Origin of the sequence: Legionella sp. ST3F1, assembly GCF_048553315.1 — a bacterium.
Classification (GTDB): domain Bacteria; phylum Pseudomonadota; class Gammaproteobacteria; order Legionellales; family Legionellaceae; genus Tatlockia; species Tatlockia donaldsonii.
On sequence record NZ_JBLZIO010000001.1, the window covers coordinates 153,723 to 176,791 of the forward strand.

Here is a 23,069-nt window from a genome sequence, read left to right on the forward strand (position 1 = left end):
TTAGTCTGTCTCTTAACTGTCAAAAAACTGCAGTAATTCAAGAACTACTGCGCCTGTAAAGCCCAGACCTTTTCGGTCACTTCGCGTAATCCACGAGCATACAAGGGCTCTTGTTCGCCTACCTGGCGACTTGTTTCGCGTATGCTTTGTATGATTTGGCAATTACTATATAGCCGCCTTATTTCCTCATCCGCCACGCTAAACGGTGGCCCCTGCATTTCTAAGTTATCGTAATGCATTGTTTTTAATAAAATTTTACCTCGTTCCTTCAACCATTGAAGGCAGCAACGTACATACTGAGGACGCAAATTAGGAGGCAAAGCGATCAATGCTGCTCTATCGTAAATCGCATCGGCAGGAACAATAAAAGCCGGATTTAAAGAAAAAATATTAGCGACCCAAATAGTTAATGATTTGGTCTGGTAACTGATAGCCTGCGGATATATTTTTTTCACCAGCGTTAACCGATTTTCTTCGCTAAATTGCAGTACCGCCTGCTCACTAAGCTCTATCCCGATCACTCGAAAGCCCTGCTCCATAAGCCAAAGCATATCAAGACTTTTACCACATAAAGGAACCAAAACAGTTGCCTCTGTAGGCAACTGCAAGCTGGACCATCTAGCACTTAAATCAGGATTTACCTCTGTACGGTGGAAACTAGTTTTTCCTTCTCGCCATAAATTTAACCAGAATTGCGAACCTGCATTCACTCAACTGTCACCGATTTAGCAAGATTCCTTGGCTGATCCACATCCGTACCCTTAGCAACAGCGACGTGATAAGCCAACAACTGTAAGGGGATTGTGTAAACAATCGGAGCAACCCATTGACCGCATGCGGGTACATGAATTAAACGCGCCCCATTAGGTTGCCAGGCTTGCGAATCATCAACAAACACAACCAATTGACCTCCACGGGCACTGACCTCATGCAAATTTGACTTTAATTTATCCAGTAATTCATCATTTGGCGCCACAGCAATCACTGGCATTTCTTTATCAACCAAAGCTAAAGGACCATGTTTAAGTTCACCAGCTGGATAAGCTTCTGCATGAATATATGAGATTTCCTTTAATTTCAGTGCCCCTTCTAAAGCAACAGGATACTGCACCCCACGTCCTAAGAAGAGGGCATGTGCTTTATTCACAAAAATGGAAGCCAGTGCCTCAATTTCGCTATTCATCTTTAATACACGCTCACAATTAGCGGGCAATTCCTGCAATTGGGCTAAAATGGTATGAATACGCTCATCCTTACACAGTGCGGCAGCTAACATTAGAAAAGCAGCAAGTTGAGTAGTAAACGCCTTGGTTGAGGCAACCCCTATCTCAATACCGGCTCGTGTTAGGAAAACACAATCTGCTTCACGAACCAATGTACTGGTGGCAACATTACAAATAGCCAAGCTGGCCAGATAATTCATTGTTTTGGCCTTGTATAAAGCTGCCAACGTATCCGCTGTTTCCCCCGACTGAGATACAGCGATAAATAAAGCACCCTCATTAACAACTACATCCCGGTAACGATACTCACTGGCAATTTCTACCTGAGTCGGTAAACCAGTCAAAGACTCTAGCCAATAACGGGCAATTAGTCCTGCATGATAGCTAGTACCACAAGCGACAATATGAATTTGCTTGACCTGAGAAAAAATAGCAGAAGCACGTTCCCCAAAGTTTGCTTTCAAAACATCTTGACTGCTTATCCGTCCCTCCAGCGTATCCGCCAAGACTTTGGTCTGCTCATAAATTTCCTTCAACATAAAATGACGATAAGGCCCCTTGCTAACAGCCTGATTATCGCCATTAAGAGGATGCGTCTGACGTTTTACTTTCTGTCGATTGGCATCAAACAAATAAACTTGCCCATCACTGAGTAACGCACTATCCCCTTCCTCAAGATAAATGACTGATTGAGCAAAAGAGCGCAAAGCTAGCGCATCGGAAGCAATAAATTGCTCATCTATTCCTAAACCTACTACCAAGGGGCTACCTTTGCGAATTGCAACTAATTCTTGCGGGCGTTTCTGATGAATAACTCCCAAGGCAAAAGCACCATGCATCTCTTGAGCAGCATCTTGCACAGCACGCAATAATTCTTCATGTTGTTGATAATGATAATGAATTAAATGTGCGGCTACCTCTGTGTCAGTTTCAGAGGTAAATTGGTAACCGGCTTGCTTTAAACGTTGGCGCAAGGCATCGTGATTTTCAATAATACCATTATGTACCAAAGCAATTTCATCATGTGACATATGTGGATGTGCGTTCTGTTCACAAGGCTTTCCATGCGTCGCCCAGCGGGTATGTGCAATACCAGCATTGCCGGCAATCGCTGTTTCTTGCATAGCGTCTGCTAAAGCTTGTACCTTCCCTTGAATTCTTACTCGTTTCAAACGCCCAGTGCCATCAATCACTGCAATACCTGCTGAATCATAACCACGGTATTCTAGACGTCGTAATCCTTCCAACAGCACTTTACTAATATCACGCTGAGATATAGCACCCATGATCCCACACATAAGGAAACTCCTTAGTTATTAAACTCTTCCGTAATCAAAACGGTAAAAATACAGAAGAGGCATCTCCAAAATTGGTCAAGTATGCCACATTTAGCGTTTAAAACTAAATGTTTAAAGTGAAGTTGCAAAGCAATTGCCTCTCTTATGAGGTCGATAAGCGTATTAAAAAATGAATTAGTGGCTACAGTTTCACGAGTGAATTTTTTTGCTTTCACCTTGACTAAGCGCATTTTTTGTCTTAAAAAGTAACATGTCGCCCATAAAAAGGACTAAGGCACATCATGGCTCTACACTATCCAAGCTTAAAAAAGACCGGTGCTAAGTTTGAAGCGGGAGAAAATTCTGGTGCGGTTGTCACTTTCCCAACCACAGCAGCAGCAAAAACCTTCCTTCAAGAAATTGGCAAAGGGGATCAAGACTATCTGGAAACGGGTTTAATCGAAAAAATTAATGAAAAACAACTCTATCTTAATTTAGAATTCGCCGCGGTTTTATACGGTTATCCTGGCGAAAGCTTTGATAACATTAGACTGCGAGAGCTCAATGAATACTCAGGCTATTCTACTCAACCATCCTTTAAAATTATTGCAAAAACTGGCGAGGCCACATCCTCCCCCCCCTCCAAACAGGCACTCTCTTCTCAAGCTTCGCCTAAAATAAAATCGACTCTATTTGTACAAACAGTCAAGAAAAGCAACGATGAAACGCCTTTTAGACGAGAAAATTTCGTATATAACTATTATAACGAGGAGGAATGTAGCGCATTAGTGGGGGAAAAATTAACGGATGAAGATAAAGGGTTATTGGCTTTCCTCGAAAATGGATGTTCTTATAGAACGTTAGCGCTCTATTTAGTAAAGGTTCACAAACAAGAACCGGGATTCGTGCAAGGTGTCATTAATGAGTTAGCTCATGAACACAGCAACCCCCAAACTCTGACTCCACAACAAGTGCTTGGTGCCATTCAATTGAAACTGGACAATGACTCCCCAATTAACTGGATACCAGACTAATGGATAGGAATAACTATTAATAGTATCGAACTGGGCTGTTGTATTGGCCCCTATATAATGCTGCTGCGCATTGACGGGATAAAGTGCGTTAGCGAGATATAAAACAGATGCCTGATTTATATCGAACTCATATTAATTATTTTTTTTCATAAGCCGAGCCTTGTCTCGCTGCCAATCCCGATCTTTAATGGTATCCCTTTTATCATGCGTTTTTTTACCTTTAGCCAATGCGATTTTCATCTTGACCCGATTGCGCTTCCAATAGAGCGATAACGGAACCAAGGTATAACCTTGACGTTCAACACTGCCGATCAATTGATTCAGTTCTTTGCGGTTAAGCAATAACTTGCGTGTTCGTATCGCATCAGGGGCAAGGTGGGTGGACGCCGTTGGTAAAGGTTGAATCTGAGCCCCTAATAGAAAAGCCTCACCATATTTTATTATTACATGCGCATCTGAAAGATTAATTTTACCTGCGCGCAGGCTTTTTACTTCCCATCCTTCGAGAATTAAGCCAGCTTCGTATTCATTTTCGATAAAATAATCAAAATGTGCTTTTTTATTAACAGCGATAGTAGCACTTTGCTGTTTGTTGGTAGTCATGAATCTCGAATATTTAACTAAAAAAATAATTATACATGTATCCCACATACCACAGTAGCGTTTATTTTTGTTTAGACGAGGCAAAACTGATCGAGCAGCGCAGTTTATATACGGCTAAATGAGCGGCAGAAAATCATTATTAACGGCGTAATAAAATAAAATGCTGCTATTGTCGAAATACACGTCTTTCCTCTAGGATATAAAAGCTTCTTTTAGACAACCAAAGGACTCATTATGAAACTGGGTGATCAGATAACGTCTTCCAACTTTACCGCAACAAATGGCTTGCAGGCTAATCTGAAAATATATCAAGGCAAATGGATCGTTTTATATTTTTATCCAAAAGACGCAACACCAGGCTGTACCACAGAAGGGCAAGATTTTCGGGACGCTTATGCAGAGTTCCAAAAACTCAATACGGAAATATTGGGTATCTCCCGTGACAGCTTAAAATCACATGAAAACTTTAAATGCAAGCAACAATTTCCCTTTGAATTAATTAGCGATCCGGATGAAATCTTGTGCCAACAATTTGATGTGATCAAGATGAAATCAATGTATGGAAAGCAAGTACGAGGCATTGAGCGGAGTACTTTCCTTATCGATCCACAGGGCATTTTACGCCATGAATGGCGCAAAGTAAGTGTTAAAGGGCACGTCGCTGAAGTCCTGCAAACCTTAGCGAAACTCCAAGGATAAACCAGAAACTACGTATTCTTTCTATCCATATTATTTTTGTACTGAACAAAACGTTGAAAACCCTTACTAAACAAGGGTATTGAGTCTAATAAGGCTTGACTGAGTCCCAAGCCCTCAGCACAATGAATCTTTTAGCTGATAGGATGAAATCATGGATATGGGGAATAAAGACACAAAACTGTTCGTACTTGATACGAATATCATGATGCATGATCCTACGGCCATCTACCGTTTTGAAGAACATGACATCTATTTACCCATGGTTGTTTTAGAAGAATTAGACAGCCACAAAACAGGGATCTCTGAAGTCGCTCGCAACGTGCGACAGACTAACCGCATGTTAGTCGAGTTGATGAGTAATGCCAACCATCAAGAGATTGTTGCCGGCTTGCCCATTCCCAGTTTTATCACTTCTGATAAAGTAAAAAGCAGCGGGCGCTTATTTTTTCAGACTGATGAATTTGAGCAAATCCGCCCGCCGTCACTGCCTGGACACAAAGCCGATAATACAATTCTTGCTACTGCCTTAGGTTTGCAGAAAAAATACCCTGAGCGGCAAGTCATTATTATTTCTAAAGATATCAATTTACGCATTAAAGCAGGAATTCTGGGTATTCCCGCTGAGGATTATTACAACGATAAAGTACTTGATGATGTCAATTTATTGCATAGTGGCATCCACATTCTTGACAATGATTTCTGGGATACGCATGCAAAAAATATCGAGGCCTGGCAAGAAAATGGTAAAACTTTTTATCGCATCAGCGGCCCACTAACCAATCAATGGAATTACAATGATTGTATCAGTACTCATGATAATCAATTTCAGGCAATCGTAAAGGAAATTGCTGAGGGCAGTACAGTGGTACAATTGGCCCGCGATTTTACGCAAACCAAACATTCCGTGTGGGGAATTAATGCCCGTAACCGCGAACAAAACTTCGCCTTGAATTTATTGCTGGATCCAGACATTGATTTTGTTACGCTGCAAGGCTCAGCAGGGACCGGAAAAACCTTATTGACGATTGCTGCAGGCTTAACCCAGGTCTTGGATCAAAATCGTTATAATGAAATTTTAATGACGCGAGTAACGATTCCTGTCGGTGAAGACATCGGTTTTCTCCCAGGAACAGAAGAAGAAAAAATGACGCCTTGGATGGGGGCGTTAATGGATAACCTCGAAGTACTGCACAGTTCTCAAGAGGGTGGCAGTTTTGGCCGAGGTGCTACGCAAGATTTACTCCAGAATAAAATTAAGATTCGCTCACTCAATTTTATGCGCGGCCGTACTTTTTTAAACCGTTTTATCATTATCGATGAAGCACAGAACTTAACTTCCAAACAAATTAAAACCTTGGTCACGCGGGCAGGACCAGGAAGCAAGATTATTTGCCTTGGCGATATCAAGCAAATTGATACGCCCTATTTAACTGAAACAACCTCTGGCTTAACGTTTGCTGTCGATCGATTTAAACATTGGCAACATAGTGCTCACATGACGTTAACACGGGGTGAGCGATCAAGGCTTGCTTATTATGCGGCAGAACATTTATAGTACGTGTTTTAACAGAGGATAAATAATGAACACTCAAGCCATCACCTTTGATGACGTCCTATTGGTTCCTGCCTATAACCATCATGAATCAAGGCGAGTGGTCAATACCAGCGTAACTGACCGGTTGGCTAAATTAACTCTGGAATTACCAGTGATAAGTTCTAACATGGACACTATCACTGAAAGCAAGATGGCCAATTTCATGCACAGCAAAGGAGGTATTGGCGCGCTGCACCGTTTCTTAAGCATTGAAGACAACATCAAGGAATTTAAACTCTGTCATGGGAAGGTCTTTGTTTCTGTCGGTTGTACTGACAGCGAATTGCAACGAGCCGAAGCACTGCGGGATGCCGGAGCTGATTTTTTCTGCGTAGATGTGGCCCATGCGCACGCCAAATACGTGGGTAAAACACTGAAGAGTCTGAGACAATTGCTGGGAAGCCGTTGCATCATGGCAGGCAATGTCGCCACTTATGCTGGCGCAGATTACCTGGCCTCATGCGGAGCTGACATCATTAAAGCGGGTATTGGTGGCGGCTCTGTCTGCAGTACTCGAATTAAAACAGGCTTTGGAATTCCTATGCTCACCTGTATTCAGGATTGTGCCCGTAGCGATCGTTCAATTGTTGCCGACGGCGGTATCCGCACTTCTGGCGATATCGTCAAAGCCCTGGCTTTTGGTGCCGATTTTGTGATGATTGGCGGCATGCTTGCAGGTACTGAGCCCACACCAGGTGCAGTCATTAGTAAAGAAGACGGTAAGCAAGTAAAGCGCTATCGTGGTATGGCTTCACGTGAAGCACAGGAAGATTTTTTAGGCCAAATGCATGAATGGAAAACAGCCGAAGGTGTAGCAACGGAAGTCACTTATCGCAATAACCAGGATGCCATTATTGCCGATATCGTGGGTGGTTTACGTTCAGGATTAACCTATGCCGGTGCTGATACCATCAGTGAATTGCAACGTAAACTTAATTATGTTGTTGTCACTCAGGCTGGTCGTTTGGAAAGCTTGCCCCACAAATTAATGGAAAGTTAAATCGCATAGACTTGGCGCGACAAATCGCGCCAAGTCAATTACTGTGATAACGTTGTTGATGTGTCGAGACTTGGTGCCTCCGGTTCCGGGCTATTATCAGTGCCATTAAACATTTGTGCCAACCCATCATATTCATTGTTTTCATCCATATCCGGTACTGAGGTTGATTGGGTGTCAGAAGACATCTTGGTCAGGTTAGAGGGACTGGGGTCTTGAGGTCCTTCATCTACCATTGCTGTATAAGCTTCATCTACCTCTTCTTCATCCATTTGCTCATCTACTTCTTCATCCATTTCCTCATCTACTTCTTCATCCATTTCCTCATCTACTTCTTCGTCCATTTCCTCATCTATTTCTTCGTCCATTTCCTCATCTACTTCTTCATCCGTTTCCTCATCTACTTTTGGCTTCATATCTTGCATTTCGATTTCTTCAGGCCCATCCTTTGGCGCATCCTTGGAAGAAAATTTGTCCTTTATTTTATCTGCAAGAGCAGTTGCTCCGGCTACGATGCCGTCTTTCGCCATTGTTGCGCCGGCTACTATACCGTCTTTCACCAGACCTGCACCGGCTACTACCCCTTCTTTGACCTTATTTGCAGCAGCACTCGCAAGCCCTTTTATTTTCCCTTCCACTGCATCTGTAAGCGGCTTATGGATTTCTTTCACTATATCGAGAATGTCTTGCATCAACTGAATCAAAGGCTCTTCATGTTCCTTTTTTTTCTTTTTCTTTTCATCACCCTCATCTTCGGCCTTTGGAGACTTAGGTTGTTGAGGCGCAGGGGTCTTGGGCGCTGCCTTTTTCGCATCAGGTTTCTTGCCTGTTGGCTGGGGCTGCGTTGGTTGCGTCTGCGTCGGTTGCGTTTGGCTTGGACCACCAGTACTAGACCCCTTAGGTTTAGGAGTAGTTGGTGTTGTTGTATCATTGACCGGATCGCCCATAGTATTCACCCTAAATTTCTTAACTCTATTAATTTAAAGATAGCATATCAAAACTTACGATAAGCTTATGCGATAAACTATAGTTCAAATTAATGGAACTAGTTTATTAGCCTTTTTGACTTATTTTATTTCTGGCTTTACCAATTTTATAAAAAATTGCCTTTCTTCTGCTATTGTTATTAAATCTGCTACTGTTTTAACAGTAAAGCACGTTATATTCACATAATATCAAAGTAACCGCTGTAAAAGGGGTAATCAAAGCCTTATTTACACTTATTTTGCAAATTTTTTTATCATAAGGATCTGAATGAATATTGATGCTTTTCGTTGTATGCGACGGGGCGTACAGCTTTTTTCTTTAACCCAAGATGATTTTTCTTTGATGGCCCCCATTGAGCAGCGTAATGGGAAAAAGCAGCGAGCCTTATTATTGTTACACGGGTTTTCATCTTCCCCAGCTGTTTTTCGTGATTTACTACCCTCCCTTGCTTACTATGATGCTGTAATTTGCCCGGTGCTACCAGGACATGCAGCCAATCTTGATAGTTTCGCGCAAAGCAAGGCAAGTGACTGGTTTGTGCTGGCTGAGCAAACTTGTGAATTATTAGTTAACGAATTTACTCAGGTTGATGTCATGGGATTATCTCTTGGAGGATTGTTAGCCTGTCACCTGAGTAATCGTTTCCCGCTCCATCATCTTTATTTATTAGCACCAGCACTGGATTTACGTCTAAAGATTAATCGAACATTGGGTCTGGCAAAACTATTAAACTATTTGGGTTTTAGTCAGGTACGAAGTGTAGCTGGGAATTTATATACCGATGAGCATTGTGAAATTTCTTACCGCAAGATACCCCTTGCAGTTATTATCGAAGTATTAACCTCTATTAGGCAATTTCAGTTTTCACCGCCTAACTGTCCTACCGATTTATTTCTTGGCTGCCATGATAAAGTCGTCGCCTCCTGGCAGGTCGCAGCTCGCTTTGCCAATATGGAAAATGTGACTATTCACTGGCTCGCCAATTCAGCGCATATCATTCCTCTGGATGGCGATACGGATAGCGTCCTAACCTGTATCAAACAGAACAATATGGCTAATAGCTAGCTGATTCAAACTAATACCGCTATTTATTGTAGCGATCGTACTCACGCATAGCATACTGATCCCAATCTCGCATATCGAGGACAGAACCATCAAAAACCATGAAATCTGCCTTGGTATCAGGAATATTATAAAAATAAATATCACTGGCATCAGTAGCAAAGGTATGCTGATGCTTCACGGCGATAATATCTGCAACAGATTTATTATGTGTTTTTGCAAAGGTCCGTTTTGAGCGTAAATATCGACCATTGAAATGAGCTGTATCCCATAACTCCACGTCCAGTTTGTTGACTATACCTGCCAACTGGATAAAAGTCTTACCACGAGCTCGTATGGTCAGCGTATCCGATTTTATCCAATACATGCTCACCCAACTCTGACCCGCCAAATCGAGCTTGGCTAAATTCAACATACCCGCTAATTGCAACCTTGTTTTACCAAGCAACGTCAATTGCAAATATTTACCGTTAACACCGCTGAGTTGGACATTCCCTCCACCACTTATCTTCACTTTACGCAATACAATGGAACCACCCAATGTTGTTCTACCTGGATTATCAATTGCAAGATCAAGAAGTCCTGAGCGTAAATTAGTACCCGTAATAGTGCCTGCACCACGATAAGTGAAGGAATTTAAATAACGACCACGAATTTCGGCTCGAACAGCTCCGCAGCGAGGATAACCACTACCCAGATTAATAATCAGCATACCATTGACTACTCGTGTAGATACATGGATTAAATCACTGGGATTTCCATATAAGATGACCTGTGGACGGGCATAGCCAGTATGCAAATTAACATTGATCCGGCCTTCGACAAGGACCTGATTGAAAGAAGGTACTTGCCTGTTTTGCACCGCTTTAATTGCAACTGGAGGCAGATGAGCCGGTGCTCTCGCACAACTCGACGCTAATAATACGATAAAAAACAAAGAGAAAAACCGCATCAACATGGCCCACATTCCATTTACACGAATTCCCCTACATTAGAGGAAGTTAGTACAATGCGCAAGATTAGCCGTTAACTGCTATCTCAATTCGCTGTGACAACTCTTAGTCCGGTGAAAGAAAGTTGCTAAAAAACAATCAATTTTGCAACCAGTCAATGAAGTCAGAGCCACTATCCAAGAGAAGAAATCACTGCGCGAGTACACCCGAATATCAATTCAGCTAAGGTTTACACATATTGACCAGCTGCCCAACCTGACGACCAAGCCCATTGAAAATTATAACCACCTAGCCAGCCACTCACATCCAGGACTTCACCGACAAAATAAAGACCGGGCAAATGATTAACTTCCATCGTTTGTGACGACAGTACTCGCGTGTCCACACCGCCCAAGGTCACTTCAGCAGTCCTGTATCCCTCCGTACCATTGGGTTTAATACGCCATTGCCGTAAACGTTGTCCGATTTCTTGCAAAATTTTGTCAGATAACGTTTGTAACTCTCGTTCTAATAAAGATTCCGCTACCAAAGTAGCAACCACTCGCTTGGGCAAAACTTCCTCCAAACAATGCTTTAAACGGCTCTGTGGAGCCAAGCGCTTACGTTGTGGCAAGTGAGAAGCCCATTCATCATTGGTATCCAGATCAATCTCCAAGATCCCGCCTGGTTGCCAATAAGATGAAATTTGCAACATTGCTGGCCCGCTTAAACCACGATGGGTAAACAGCATATCCAGGGAAAAGCGTTGATTATTACAAGACACTTCGCAGGGCAAGGAAATACCTGATAACACGGCCAAACGCTCTTTTTCTTCAGGTTGTAAAGTGAAGGGGACCAATCCGGCCCGTGTAGGCAATACTGGCAAACCAAACTGGGTAGCCAATTGGTAACCGTAGGGAGATGCACCCATAGTTGGAATGGATAATCCCCCTGTTGCAACAACCAGGGATTGGCAAAATAACTGCTCTCCCTTTGTTAACCTTAAAGCATAGCCATTATCTGTCTTCTCTACGTGATTAATAGCAGTATTTAAACGTATTTCGACTTTTGCTTGCTCGCAGCAACTCAAGAGCATGGCAACAATATCAGAAGCCTTATTATCACAAAATAGTTGGCCATGTGATTTCTCATGGAAGGGAATACGATGCTTTTTCACCAGATTGATGAAATCAAAAGACGTATAACGTTTAAGGGCAGATTTACAAAAATGAGGATTTGCAGATAAATAATGGCGGGCCTCTACCTCGTAATTAGTAAAATTACATCGCCCACCACCAGACATCAGGATCTTCTTGCCAACCTTGTTAGCATGATCAAGAACTAGTACTCGCCGCCCTCGTTTTCCTGCTTCTATGGCACACATCAAGCCAGCAGCACCAGCACCAATTATGATTACGTCTGAATTTCTCATAAAAATGAAAAGCTCGCTCCCCTCTAGTAGCGCACAAAGTCCATTACTAGAGGGGAGAAGATTGGAGAAACAGCAGGATTATTATACAGCGGTTACATCTTCCGCTTGTAGACCTTTAGGTCCTTTGGTCACCATGAACTCGACGCGTTGACCTTCTACCAAAGTTTTACGACCAGCTGCGCTATTGATCGAACGAAAATGAACGAATACATCGTCTTGACCATTATCACGACTGATAAAACCGTAACCCTTATCATCATTAAACCACTTGACGTGGCCAGTTTCTTTCACAGACATTTCTACTTTCCAAATTAAATTAAACACACACTTGCGTTAAACAATCCAAGCCAGAATCATCATAGGGAAGCAACGCGATAAATTCGCTACTTTGAACTACAAAAGGAGGGATTTTCACGAAGAACAATGTTTCAGCCAGGAAATCTAAACTACAAGTGGCTCCATTATACTCTAGTGTTTATAAAATAGCGAGAATCAACAATAAATATTTATGGACTCCTTTAATAAGGAAGCCCCCTATTTTATTTTTCCAAGAGTCATCACTGGCGAGGTAAAATCTGGAAGCAAGGTTTTTAATTGCTGAGCAAAATGTAACAAAAACCTGTCTCGCCCTTTGGCAGCAGCAAATTGTACTGAGAGTGGGAAATGATTATGACGCATCACAGGGATTGTCATGGCAGGTAGCCCCGCTTGATTAAACAAGGCAGTAAAGGGTGTAAAAGCAAGATTTTTTTGCAAATAATGACTAAAATCATCATTGGTTGGTAAGCTGCCGATAGGAAGAGGCCATTGCGCCAAGGCAGGAGTTAACACGAAATCAACCTGGTTGAATAGTGCATGAAGAGGGCGTAAGAGTTGGTAGAGCTTGTTTTTTGCTGTAATTAATTGGGATGCAGACAACTTCTTCCCTTGTCCCATTAATTCCCAGGTAAATGGCTCTAATTCCTTTTTTTGCACCTTACGCCCAAGCAACTGTTGTTGATTTTCAATTTCAGCACAGGTGTTGGCTGCAATGAGGCATAAAGCGGAGGCAGCAATTCCCTCCAGATCGAGAGACAATTTATAGGAGCTCACCTGATGCCCGGCTCTTGTTAATATAGTTATTGCTTGTTCGAAGGCGTCCAAACAAGGTTTATCAATAGGCACAACTGCAAAAGCCCCCTCAAGACATGCAATTTTTAAAGGTTGAAAGCACTGCTCATCGTGCTGTGGATGGACTACGTTTGGTTTAGGTTCAGGTAACACATTGGTAGCGAGTAACTCAAATAAAAGGGCTGAGTCATCTACACTACGAGTTAATACGAAATTGGTTGACAAACCTGACCAGGCTTCACCAACCCAAGGGCCGACAGGCATTAAACCGGGAGTAGGCTTAAACCCAAATAATCCACAACAAGCCGCAGGTATGCGGATAGATCCCCCGCCATCGCTCGCCGTAGCGACGGGTGCAACCCCAGCGGCTACGGCGGCAGCTGAACCGCCTGAAGACCCCCCTGAAGTACGACTTAAATCATAGGGATTACGGCAAGGGCCAAGTAAAGTTGACTCTGTCACATAAGAAAGGCCGAACTCAGGCACATTGGTTTTTGCGAAGGGCAACATTCCCAAGGCCAATAGACGATCAATAAAATCACTATTTGATGACGAAACAGATGTCGTCAAAAAAGTTGAGCCGGCTGTATAACGCACTCCCTGCATGGAAAAACCCAAGTCTTTCACTAGTACTGGCACACCGTAAAAAGGTTCATCACCACGCATCTTTTTCAATTGCTGACGTGCCCAATCACTGCAATCAGTAATTATTGCATTCAGTTGTGGATTGACTTCATACATGCGCTGAATAGCACAAGCCAACACTTCTTCAGGACTGACTTCTCTTTCTTTGATAAGTTTTGCCAAACCTCGTACATCTTCCTTACAGTACTCAGCAAGCTGCATACCCCCCCCTAGAGTCGATGAATAGGAGGCAGCGGAGTCATTTTGCTATTCTCCGACCTTAGTTTTGCCCCTTTGAAAGAAGTAATAGCAGCCCATAAAGCGGTTCCCTGCCAAGTTTTCTGTGGACTGACATCCTGGTAAAGAGCCTGGGCTAATTGATTAATTTCTTCCTTGAGCCTGGTGTCATCCACCATTTTCTCCACATCAGTTAAATTCAACAAATTCGCTTCAGGCCATTGAAAGCGGGCCCATTTAAGCAAGGCATCACGCGCTTCAGTGGCATGATTATCTAAACAAGCTTTAGCCAACTGCTTCATAACTTGACCTGCTGTTTGCCTTTCTGCCTGTTGTCGCCGTTGTCTATACCATAGTCCAAGTGTAAGTAACCAGGCTATAGCAAAAGCACTGGCTAGCCACCAAGCAACATTGGTTTCTGGGCGCAATGACGGCAGAGTACTTTGCTGTTCTTTCTTAGCATCTACCTCTGTTGTATGCGCCACCGGCTCTGTATTAGCAACAGCAGCAGACGCAGACTGCTTTGTTTCACCAGCAGAAGCCACCACATTCAAAGTAAGTGCTGGTAAAGCGCTTGTTTCTTTTTTACCAGTTGTTGTATTGAACCAGGTTAGTTTAATAGCGGGTATGCTTATTTGCCCCGCTTTGTTAAGTAAATAAGTCGCCTTCACAGTCGTAGAGCTGACTAAATTCGGATGTTTAAAACTAGTTTTTTCCTGGGGTTTTTCGGGATAAACACTAAATTGGTCCGAACTCCCAAAATCCAGGGTTGGTAACAATTGTGCGGGCACAGCCACGGCACTCAACTTGACAGTACGTACTAACGTGTCACCCTGCATTAAAGTAATTGTGTTTTTATCATAGGTCTCAGAGAGAGAAACCTGTTTCGCAGCGAGCCAGTATTTATAGCCTGCAAGTCTTGGTTTAACATGAAGAACAGTCGGCTTGGCTTGGAGATGAACCCGTTTTGGAGTCACACTATAAATCAAGGCGTTGAAAGCTGGTGGGTTAATTTTCAAATCCCCACTTTTTTGTGGAAAGATAGCATATTGCTGTTCTTCAACAGCATAGATCTTGTTGTTACTGGAAATCTGGTAATGACGTCCTTGCCCAAGAGGAATCATTAACGCATCTTCCACCTGAGGGGGTTGATAAGATGCATCGAGCAACCTGCTGCTATAGTATAATCGGGTAGTAAAAATAACCTGTTGATTTACAAAGGGAGTCTTCACACTCACGTCAGTCTCTAAAACAGCATCTTGCTGAGGCGTTTGCGGCTGAACATTCGTTGTTGGTGTTTCTTCCGAAGTCACTTCTATACTGCTTGCCTTCGTATATTCTTGACCTATTTGCAGCGATGGGATAGTTAAAACCCCATTGCGGTTAGCCGTTAACGTTATTATCCATTGACTAACAGAATGTGCTTGGCCATTAATAACACTGTAATTCATACTGCGTTCCGTACCAAGAATGGTAAAATTTTTTTGTAATGGTGTTAAATCAGGAACGCTATCAACAGTACTATCCAGTGTTAAAGTTAAGCTAAAAGGCTGGCCTAATTGTACCTGCGTTACGTCAAGTTGTACGGTGACATCCGCAAAAACTACCTTTAGACAACAACAAAGAAATAAACTTATTAAAATTCGCTTCATTCATACCACCCACTTTGTCTACGCATGTGATCACGTAAAAATTTCTCCCGCATCAAACCACCAGGATCATCGGGAATTAAGCGCAACCATTGCTCTTTTGCCTGTTGTTTTTCATGCTCTAGGGCAGCTTGCTCTTTGGTTGTGGCTCCCTGACCCATCTCTTTTTCACTCTGCTGCGTTTTGCTTTCTTGATCTTTACTCTGCTGGTCTTGGCCTTGCTGGTCCTTCCCTTCCTGGCCGTTACCTTCCTGGTCTTTGCCTTGCTGGTCTTTACCTTGCTGGTCTTTACCTTGCTGGTCTTTGCCTTGCTGGTCTTTGCCTTGCTGGTCTTTGCCTTGCTGGCCGTTACCTTGCTGGTCTTTACCTTGCTGGTCTTTACCTTGTTGGTCTTTACCTTGCTGGTCTTTACCTTGTTGGTCTTTACCTTGCTGGTCTTTGCCTTGCTGGCCGTTACCTTGCTGGTCTTTACCTTGCTGGCCGTTACCTTGCTGGTCTTTACCTTGCTGGTCTTTACCTTGCTGGTCTTTACCTTGTTGGTCTTTACCTTGCTGGTCTTTACCTTGCTGGTCTTTACCTTGCTGGTCTTTACCTTGCTGGTCTTTACCTTGCTGGTCTTTGCCTTGCTGGTCTTTACCTTGCTGGCCGTTACCTTGCTGGCCGTTACCTTGCTGGCCGTTACCTTGCTGGTTCTTGCCTTGCTGATTATTGCCTTGTTGCTGCTGCTTTTCTTTTTTTAATAGCTCTTGCAGCAAATTACGATTATAAATGGCATCTTGATTGTGCGGGTTTAGTGCCAAAGCCTTCTCATAGGCCTTAATTGCTTCTCCATATTGCCCTAAATGGGCCAATGCGTTCCCCTGATTGTAGTACCCCTGTTCATTTTGGAGTGATTGAAAGTCTTTTGCTGCCTGTTCATAATGCCCTGCACGATAAGCTGCAGTAGCACGCCAATCTCCCTGCTGAAAAGTTTTTTCTGCTTTATCAAACTGCTTTTGCTGCATAAGCATTTGTGCTTGCTGATCTTTCGTCACCCATAGCTCAGGCCAGCTAAAAGTATAACCAGAATTGGCAAGGCTCCATAAGAAAATGCTCCATAGGACTCTCATGTAGCGATCCTCTGTAACCATCCACGCCGGAATACCGGTAATAAAAAACCAAGCGCAGGGAGTAAAAACCAACGCCCTTCATCGCGCCACATAGGAATATCATTGTGTTGACTTCGACTATATTGTTGTTCGGTTACGGTATTTTTTAGCCAATTCTCTAAATCAGCCGATGTGTCGGTAAAAGACACTAGTTGTCCTTTCCCCGCCACCGCCAGACGCTCGAAAAGAGGATTAAGCGTTTTATTGGCTAGAATGGGCATTACTGAAGTAAAAATCTGTTTGTTTGCCAACTTGCTAGCCACTTCTAAAGCGGCAAGACTGGGAGTCTCTGCAGTCAATACCAATAGTTGGCCATGATCAAACCCTGCCTGGGTTATCAACTCTCCAGCCTCTTCAAGTGCACTATCTAAACGTTGTCCTTCCACCGGCATAATATCTGGAGTTAAGGAGTCCAATAGGGCGTCGATCGTCTGTGCATCCTCAGTCAATGGTGAAACAACAAAGGGTTCACCGGTATAAACCACCAAACCTAATTGGCCAGCATCCCGACGTTTAAACAAATCATGCAATTTAAATTTAGCGCGATTTAAACGGTCGGGTACCAAATCTTTTGCCAACATAACATCTGACATATCCAATACTAATACTCTTGGCTGTATTTGCAGATAAGCTGGCACCGGCAAGCGAATCCAGGCAGGACCAGCCAAACTAAAGCTCATACATAGGCCACTAAGTAATAAAAACAACAAGGCACCATGCCGTTTTCCTTGCTTTTTAGACTGTACCAAGTAGTTAAGTAAATGACTATCACAAACAGTCGCCCATGCTCCCATACGCGGACTTTGCCGCCATAAACACCCAATAAAACCCAGCAAGGGTAAACAGGTTAGTAACCACCAGGGACGAAGGAAATGGAAATCTGCCATCATGATGAAAACTCCCGGCGGGCAGAAATTGATTTCAAACTGGTCCATATAGCTATCTTTCTAATGAGCCAATACAACAATAAAAAGAGCGCTAGAGCCAATGGCCAAGGATAATAATCATGCTGCGGGCGAATCGTTGCGTCTTCCTGTGTTACAGTCTCTAATTGGTTTATTGTTTCATAAATAGTTTGTAATGACTGGACATCAGTTGCTCTAAAATAGCGCCCCCCTGTCACTTTTGCTATCTCTTGCAACGTTTTTTCGTCCAGATCAGGGGAAGCATTCATGTTAAAAAAAACCCCATTGAATGCGCGAGGATCCCCCTCTGCACCTAAACCAATCGTATAAACTTTAATCTCATCTAATTTTGCCAATTCAGCAGCTTTTAATGGTGCCAATACCCCTGAATTATTGGCGCCATCAGTGAGCAAAATAATCATGCGTCCTTTAGCTGGAACATTTTGCAAACGCTTCACGGCCAAACCAAGCGCATCACCTATGGAAGTAGTTTGTCCTGCCAAGCCAACACTGGCATCTTCAAGTCGAAGCAATACAGTATGGCGATCATAGGTGAGCGGTGTTTGTAAATAAGCGCGACTACCAAAAAGAATCAACCCAATTCGGTCACCTATCCGCTCACGCACAAATTGTTCTGCGGTGCGTTTAACAATAGCCAAGCGAGTAGCGGGACGACCACGCCATGTCATGTCATCCAGGGCCATACTGCCTGATAAATCAAGCACCAACATGATATTACGACCTTCTCTTGCTAAAGGTCTAGGTTCTCCTACCCAACGCGGGCCAGCCGCCGCAAGCAGTAATAACGACCAGATTAGCAAAAACAAACCTAGCTGTGCCTGACCGGCAAAAGTACGCTTTTGGTTGCTTACGATAGTCAACATGGCGTGATAAAAAGGAACTTTCAAAGCAGCGGGTAATTGCAACGTTGCACGTGGAATTAAAAACCAAATTAAAAAAGGTAACGGCAAAAAGAGTAGAATTCTTGGTTCAGCTAATTCGAACATGGTTTTCTCCGTTGCTTTATCCATTTTTCTGCACAAATAAACAGAGGATTTAGGTCCATGTTTTTTCCTGTTTGGTAAGGTGCTTCCAACAAGCAAGGACGTACTGAGTTAAAATCAACGCCTTTTGCGGTTTCATTTAAAAAAGCCAACCAGGCCTCGCCTTGTAAACCAGCTACCCTATCCCTAGGAAAATAGACTAAGGCTACGCGACGCAGTAATTCTGAAATTTCCATGCTGCTGCGCTGACTATTGCCAACCTGCTCATAGGCTTGCTGATAATGGGTCAATAATTGAAGTGCTTCGCGCTTAGCACGGCCAAAGAGATAACTACGGCGAAGAATGTAAAGTAAAAAAATAACACTGAGAACAACTAGTGAGATTAAAAAATACCAGCCAGGAGCCATTGGCCACCAGCTGATAGGGTTTGGCAATTGAATATCACGCAATTTTGCTAGCGCTGCTGATTCAGTCACGTGACCTCCGTGGAAAAGTCTGCCGTACTAATCTTGGTAGATCAGTTTCCGCGAGAACTTGTACATACTGAATTTGCAACCTTTTAAACTGCGACTGCAAATTTGCTAGTCGTAATTCGCAATAAGACTGGTATGCCTGACTTATTTCTTCAATTGTTGTATCGAGAAGAATTTCCTGCTTACCATTGGTCATTGCATAGTGGTTAGGCTTTGGTGGCAAGAGTTCCAAAGGATCGCAAATATGGTAGGCAAGGATATCATTATGCGCTCCCAATCGGGCCAAGTGTTGCTCACTCTCTCTATCCATCTGATAAAAATCGCTAAGAAGGACTATGACACTACCCGGCCGCGCCACACGACGCAAACGAACCAGAACATCACTTAATAGGCGAGGCGAAGTTTCCTCAAGATTTTCTTTACTATATTGACTTAATGCAGCCAAAAGCGGTAAAACGCCAACGTCACGGCTACGAGGTGTAAACTCATCATGTCTGGAGGATGAATACAATAAACCACCAATTCGATCCCCTTGCTTAATCGATGTCCAAGCAATCATCGCAGCTAAACGAGCAGCGACCACGGATTTAAATGCTAACCGTGTACCAAAGAACATAGACGCGTTAAAATCAACAATCAGGACAATGGGGCGCTCACGCTCTTCTTGATAAAGTTTAACATAGGGTTTGCCAGTACGCGCTGTCACACGCCATTCCATATGACGAATTTCATCACCAGCCTGGTAATTACGTACCTCAGCAAAATCCATCCCTCGACCACGTAGTTTAGAAAGGTGATTGCCAGCGCGTAAAGCATTACCTTCAGGCTGATAGTTAACTCTTTGGGCATAACGCTTTAATGCAATTAATTCGCTAAGTTCGACAATTACCCCATCACCCATGATAGACCTCAAGGAACTGCAATCAGGCGTAATAAAGAATCAATAAAATCATCGCTGCTCACTCCTTCTGCCTCTGCTTCAAAGCTTAATAAGATGCGATGACGAAGCACGTCATGAGCAATAAGATGAATATCCTCCGGTGTCACGTAATCACGCCCCGCAAGCCAGGCATGTGCTTTTGCACAACGATCCAGCGCAATAGTTGCCCGGGGGCTTGCTCCAAAGCGTAACCAGCGTGCCAATTCGTCGCTATAAATTGCTGGATTACGTGTAGCAACAACCAATTGCACTAAATAATTTTCCAGTGCTTCGCTGGTATGCACTCGTAAAACTTCACGCCTGGCAGCAAATAACGTGACTTGACTTAGAGGACTGACAGGAGCAGTGGTTACCTTTAAGCTACCCATTTCTTCTGCTTCACGGCGAGCCAGCATAAGAATATCACGCTCGACCTGAACATCGGGATAACCAATTTTCACGTACATTAAAAAACGATCAAGCTGTGCTTCTGGCAACGGATAAGTTCCTTCCTGTTCAATGGGATTTTGGGTGGCCATAACCAAAAATAATTCTGGCAAGGGATAGGTTTTTCCCCCTATCGTAACTTGCCGCTCGGCCATAGCCTCCAATAAAGCAGATTGTACCTTGGCAGGAGCACGATTAATTTCATCAGCAAGAATCAAATGATGAAAAATAGGGCCTGGTTGAAAAACAAAGGAACCGTTCTCGGGATGATAGACATCGGTTCCTGTCAGATCGCCAGGCAATAAATCCGGAGTAAATTGGATACGATGAAAATCTCCTTCGACAACCGACGATAATTCCTTGACAGCTCGTGTTTTTGCTAAGCCAGGCGCTCCCTCAACCAATAAATGGCCATCGGCCAGTAAAGCGATTAATAATCGCGATATCAACTCTTTTTGACCAAGGATGCGCCCGTTAAGATAGGCACTCAATTGTAACAGTTGTTCTTGCACTGTCAGTGCTGTAGTAACCTCTGGCTGTGTCATTTATCCCACCTTGGGTAAAAAAACATAATCCTAGCGTGAAACCAGCATTGTGCCAAGTTCAGCAATAGATATCCAATTAGTAAACCTAAGGCACTGCGCTGCCCCCTATTTTGACTGGCACCACACCTCCATTGCTATCTTGCAAAAGCTTATCATTTTTAATGTCATCCTGTAATTTTTGTGAAAAAGTTTTAACAAGTAATTGGGATTGTGACGGACTAAAGAAGCCTAATCGCCCTACCAGAAAAGTGCCAGTACCACTAACAATCCCCACTAAAAAACTGCTCGCTGCAGTACTAATCATTACCGTTAAACCCGCTCCTTTAAGAGTCGCTAATGCAGCGCCAATACCTCCACCGGTATAATTAGCAGCAACCATACCAAGTCCCGGAATAGCGCTATTTGCTCCTGAACTGAGACAAAATCCGCCTAATAAACCAAACATACTACCAAGGGAAACCCCTAAGAGAGTTCCCACTAAAGTAAAAGCAATCAGCAAGGTTTTTTGTGTCGGAGACAATGCAAGGATACTTTGCTCATAGGCCTGCACTTCGGCAATAAAGCATTTAAGCAGTTGCTGTTTCTCATTACCAGAAAAATTCGGTAACTGTGCAATAAGCTGTTGACAGCTTGTTAAAATTGCTTGGGTTTTGTCAATGATTGGGAGTCTTATTGTAATAGGCTCTTTATCAAGAGCACTCATCAGTGTATTAATATGGTCTGCAATCCACGATGCGGGCAGGGCGTCCTCAATCTGCTTGAAACAAAAATGCATTTTTGTCTGAATTTCAACGATATGAAATACCAATGCTGGATTAATGTTACTCAGAACAACTGTATTATCAGCTACCAGCAATTCTATTTGACAGTTTGGGTAGCTTGTTGGGGGAAGGCTTAGTTTAAACGCCTCATAAATAAGGTTAATCCTTCCGTCACTATTTTTTATATAAATTTTGCCAAAATTATCTCCTGCTTGACTTCTCTTAATGTTGTCAGGATTGGATTGAAAGCTACTATCAATGGTAACCATTGTTCCTTCCAACCCCTCATTTGCTTGCAATGCGCTCTCAATACGATTCGCTTCAAAATAAAGATAATGTTGGATCAATGGAGCACTCTGCCCAAAAATCCCTTTTTCTTTTATCTTGCTTAAGGAAACAAATCGCTCTGCTTCAGGGATAGGCGATTCAACAAGCGTTGGGGCAGAAGCGGCCACCCAAACATCCGCTTCAACCAGAAATAAAGCCCAATTATTTTCGTGAGCTATTATTGTACTATGTTCGTATAAACGGCGCGGATCCCTTAGCTCTAAACCAAACATTTTCCTTAATCCAGGCCCCAGTGCATCAAGCTCTGGATAATAAGGCTCCAGGCAATGCTCTCTGGTACCAAGTATCTCACCCAGAGAACTAGTACATTCTGTAATTGCAAGCTCACCCTGCTTATTTAAAACGAGCACCGATTGGTAATTAATTCGATTCACTGCCATGCTGTCTAAAATCGCATCAACAGAAGCAAATAGCAGCGACCGTTCTTTGACGACTACATCATTGACAGGAAAGCTCCAAATAGAGCAAAGAGTCTTTGCAATCATCATTGGCTCGCCAGGCGCATCAACTATTATTTCTACCTGATTATTTTCCTTGATAGTAAGCTTTATACCATAAGGCCGCATTGTGCGTTCATGGAAGAGACGTTTAGCTTTCGATGGAACCCTTTCCATCGCTCCACGACCAGTTTTCGGATGTGGCAACCCATATTTAGTAAAGTAAGAGAAATTTTGCTCACCGACTAATACTGCTTCAACTTCATGTTGCATCAATCGATTTAAAACCACAGCTTCTGTATTTACTGTATCTACCTTTACAGTAAAATTGTTTTTGCCTTGAACAGCTTTAGGCGGATTGGGAAATCCAAGGATGAAAGGAATAATGGAGAATAGCTCATGGTGAACCGTAGCCGGTGAATACTCGTTCATATGCAAGACAAAATTAAACCTGAGATCTTTCTCCGCTTCATTCCATTGGATATTACAAGCGTCCGGATTAGTCGTTTCACAAATTATTCTGGTAATTTTATTAAGTCTTAATAGAGCTTGATCTTCTGCCAATAATTGCTCCATCGGCTTTGCACTTATCATGCTTTAATTTCCCTAATAGACCTAAGCG

The 23,069-nt window shown here is 43.0% G+C and carries 21 protein-coding genes; 5 read left to right on the forward strand and 16 right to left on the reverse strand.

Annotated elements, in window-relative coordinates; genetic code table 11:
• Positions 1-44: 44 nt before the first annotated feature.
• Together ACN4Z1_RS00710 and glmS are read right to left on the reverse strand one after the other, a co-directional pair.
• Complete coding sequence (locus tag ACN4Z1_RS00710; RefSeq protein WP_228363646.1) at positions 45-710, reverse strand: thiopurine S-methyltransferase; 666 nt, start codon at positions 708-710, stop codon at positions 45-47.
• On the reverse strand, positions 707-2,521 hold the full coding sequence (gene glmS / locus ACN4Z1_RS00715) for a glutamine--fructose-6-phosphate transaminase (isomerizing) (protein WP_228363645.1): 1,815 nt from the start codon (positions 2,519-2,521) through the stop codon (positions 707-709). The genes ACN4Z1_RS00710 and glmS overlap by 4 nt, the downstream gene beginning before the upstream one ends.
• 281 nt (positions 2,522-2,802) lie before the next feature.
• Between glmS and ACN4Z1_RS00720 the strand changes: the two genes are divergently transcribed.
• Positions 2,803-3,534: a hypothetical protein gene (locus ACN4Z1_RS00720; protein WP_228363644.1), complete on the forward strand. Its 732-nt coding sequence runs from the start codon at positions 2,803-2,805 to the stop codon at positions 3,532-3,534.
• 132 nt (positions 3,535-3,666) lie between these two features.
• Here the strand turns inward: ACN4Z1_RS00720 and smpB are convergent, their stop codons facing one another.
• Positions 3,667-4,137: an SsrA-binding protein SmpB gene (gene smpB, locus ACN4Z1_RS00725; protein WP_115220098.1), complete on the reverse strand. Its 471-nt coding sequence runs from the start codon at positions 4,135-4,137 to the stop codon at positions 3,667-3,669.
• 234 nt (positions 4,138-4,371) lie between these two features.
• On the opposite strand from smpB, the gene ACN4Z1_RS00730 reads away from it, so the two are divergent.
• The 3 genes from ACN4Z1_RS00730 to ACN4Z1_RS00740 all read left to right on the forward strand — a co-directional run bounded on the left by ACN4Z1_RS00730 (position 4,372) and on the right by ACN4Z1_RS00740 (position 7,430).
• Positions 4,372-4,836, forward strand: a complete 465-nt coding sequence (locus ACN4Z1_RS00730) for a peroxiredoxin (protein ID WP_228363643.1) — start codon at positions 4,372-4,374, stop codon at positions 4,834-4,836.
• 151 nt (positions 4,837-4,987) lie between these two features.
• Positions 4,988-6,391 (forward strand): PhoH family protein, encoded by a 1,404-nt coding sequence (locus ACN4Z1_RS00735; RefSeq protein ID WP_115220096.1) that lies wholly within the window; start codon positions 4,988-4,990, stop codon positions 6,389-6,391.
• Positions 6,392-6,416: 25 nt separating this feature from the next.
• Positions 6,417-7,430: a guanosine monophosphate reductase gene (locus tag ACN4Z1_RS00740; protein WP_115220095.1), complete on the forward strand. Its 1,014-nt coding sequence runs from the start codon at positions 6,417-6,419 to the stop codon at positions 7,428-7,430.
• Positions 7,431-7,468: 38 nt separating this feature from the next.
• Here ACN4Z1_RS00740 and ACN4Z1_RS00745 read toward each other — a convergent pair whose 3' ends face one another.
• Positions 7,469-8,383, reverse strand: a complete 915-nt coding sequence (locus ACN4Z1_RS00745) for a hypothetical protein (protein ID WP_419423036.1) — start codon at positions 8,381-8,383, stop codon at positions 7,469-7,471.
• 298 nt (positions 8,384-8,681) lie between these two features.
• On the opposite strand from ACN4Z1_RS00745, the gene ACN4Z1_RS00750 reads away from it, so the two are divergent.
• Complete coding sequence (locus ACN4Z1_RS00750; protein WP_228363641.1) at positions 8,682-9,479, forward strand: alpha/beta hydrolase; 798 nt, start codon at positions 8,682-8,684, stop codon at positions 9,477-9,479.
• A 19-nt stretch (positions 9,480-9,498) separates the two neighbouring features.
• Here the strand turns inward: ACN4Z1_RS00750 and ACN4Z1_RS00755 are convergent, their stop codons facing one another.
• From ACN4Z1_RS00755 to ACN4Z1_RS00810, 12 genes are all read right to left on the reverse strand, one after another.
• Positions 9,499-10,434 carry a GIN domain-containing protein gene (locus ACN4Z1_RS00755; RefSeq protein WP_228363640.1) on the reverse strand — a complete coding sequence of 312 codons (936 nt, stop codon included), beginning with the start codon at positions 10,432-10,434 and terminating at the stop codon, positions 9,499-9,501.
• A 224-nt stretch (positions 10,435-10,658) separates the two neighbouring features.
• Positions 10,659-11,840, reverse strand: a complete 1,182-nt coding sequence (locus ACN4Z1_RS00760; RefSeq protein WP_228363639.1) for an NAD(P)/FAD-dependent oxidoreductase — start codon at positions 11,838-11,840, stop codon at positions 10,659-10,661.
• A gap of 81 nt (positions 11,841-11,921) precedes the next feature.
• Entirely contained in the window at positions 11,922-12,137 is a 216-nt protein-coding gene (locus tag ACN4Z1_RS00765) for a cold-shock protein (RefSeq protein WP_058443552.1), read from the reverse strand.
• 237 nt (positions 12,138-12,374) lie between these two features.
• Complete coding sequence (locus ACN4Z1_RS00770; protein WP_228363638.1) at positions 12,375-13,796, reverse strand: amidase; 1,422 nt, start codon at positions 13,794-13,796, stop codon at positions 12,375-12,377.
• Between the two features lie 8 nt (positions 13,797-13,804).
• Complete coding sequence (locus ACN4Z1_RS00775) at positions 13,805-15,463, reverse strand: BatD family protein (RefSeq protein WP_228363637.1); 1,659 nt, start codon at positions 15,461-15,463, stop codon at positions 13,805-13,807.
• Positions 15,460-16,569 (reverse strand): tetratricopeptide repeat protein, encoded by a 1,110-nt coding sequence (locus tag ACN4Z1_RS00780; RefSeq protein ID WP_228363636.1) that lies wholly within the window; start codon positions 16,567-16,569, stop codon positions 15,460-15,462. The genes ACN4Z1_RS00775 and ACN4Z1_RS00780 overlap by 4 nt, the downstream gene beginning before the upstream one ends.
• Entirely contained in the window at positions 16,566-17,498 is a 933-nt protein-coding gene (locus ACN4Z1_RS00785) for a vWA domain-containing protein (RefSeq protein WP_228363635.1), read from the reverse strand. The genes ACN4Z1_RS00780 and ACN4Z1_RS00785 overlap by 4 nt, the downstream gene beginning before the upstream one ends.
• A complete protein-coding gene (locus ACN4Z1_RS00790; RefSeq protein ID WP_228363634.1) occupies positions 17,495-18,520 on the reverse strand; it encodes a vWA domain-containing protein in 1,026 nt (341 codons plus the stop codon). The genes ACN4Z1_RS00785 and ACN4Z1_RS00790 overlap by 4 nt, the downstream gene beginning before the upstream one ends.
• The gene (locus tag ACN4Z1_RS00795) at positions 18,508-18,993 is read right to left on the reverse strand and encodes a DUF4381 domain-containing protein (protein ID WP_228363633.1); all 486 of its coding nucleotides are present in this window, start codon (positions 18,991-18,993) and stop codon (positions 18,508-18,510) included. The genes ACN4Z1_RS00790 and ACN4Z1_RS00795 overlap by 13 nt, the downstream gene beginning before the upstream one ends.
• Positions 18,986-19,891, reverse strand: coding sequence for a DUF58 domain-containing protein (locus ACN4Z1_RS00800; RefSeq protein ID WP_228363632.1), 906 nt, complete (start codon positions 19,889-19,891; stop codon positions 18,986-18,988). Before ACN4Z1_RS00800 ends, ACN4Z1_RS00795 begins: the two co-directional genes overlap by 8 nt.
• An 8-nt stretch (positions 19,892-19,899) precedes the next feature.
• On the reverse strand, positions 19,900-20,901 hold the full coding sequence (locus ACN4Z1_RS00805) for an AAA family ATPase (protein WP_228363631.1): 1,002 nt from the start codon (positions 20,899-20,901) through the stop codon (positions 19,900-19,902).
• An 85-nt stretch (positions 20,902-20,986) separates the two neighbouring features.
• Positions 20,987-23,041, reverse strand: coding sequence for a hypothetical protein (locus ACN4Z1_RS00810; RefSeq protein ID WP_228363630.1), 2,055 nt, complete (start codon positions 23,039-23,041; stop codon positions 20,987-20,989).
• Positions 23,042-23,069 lie beyond the last annotated feature (28 nt).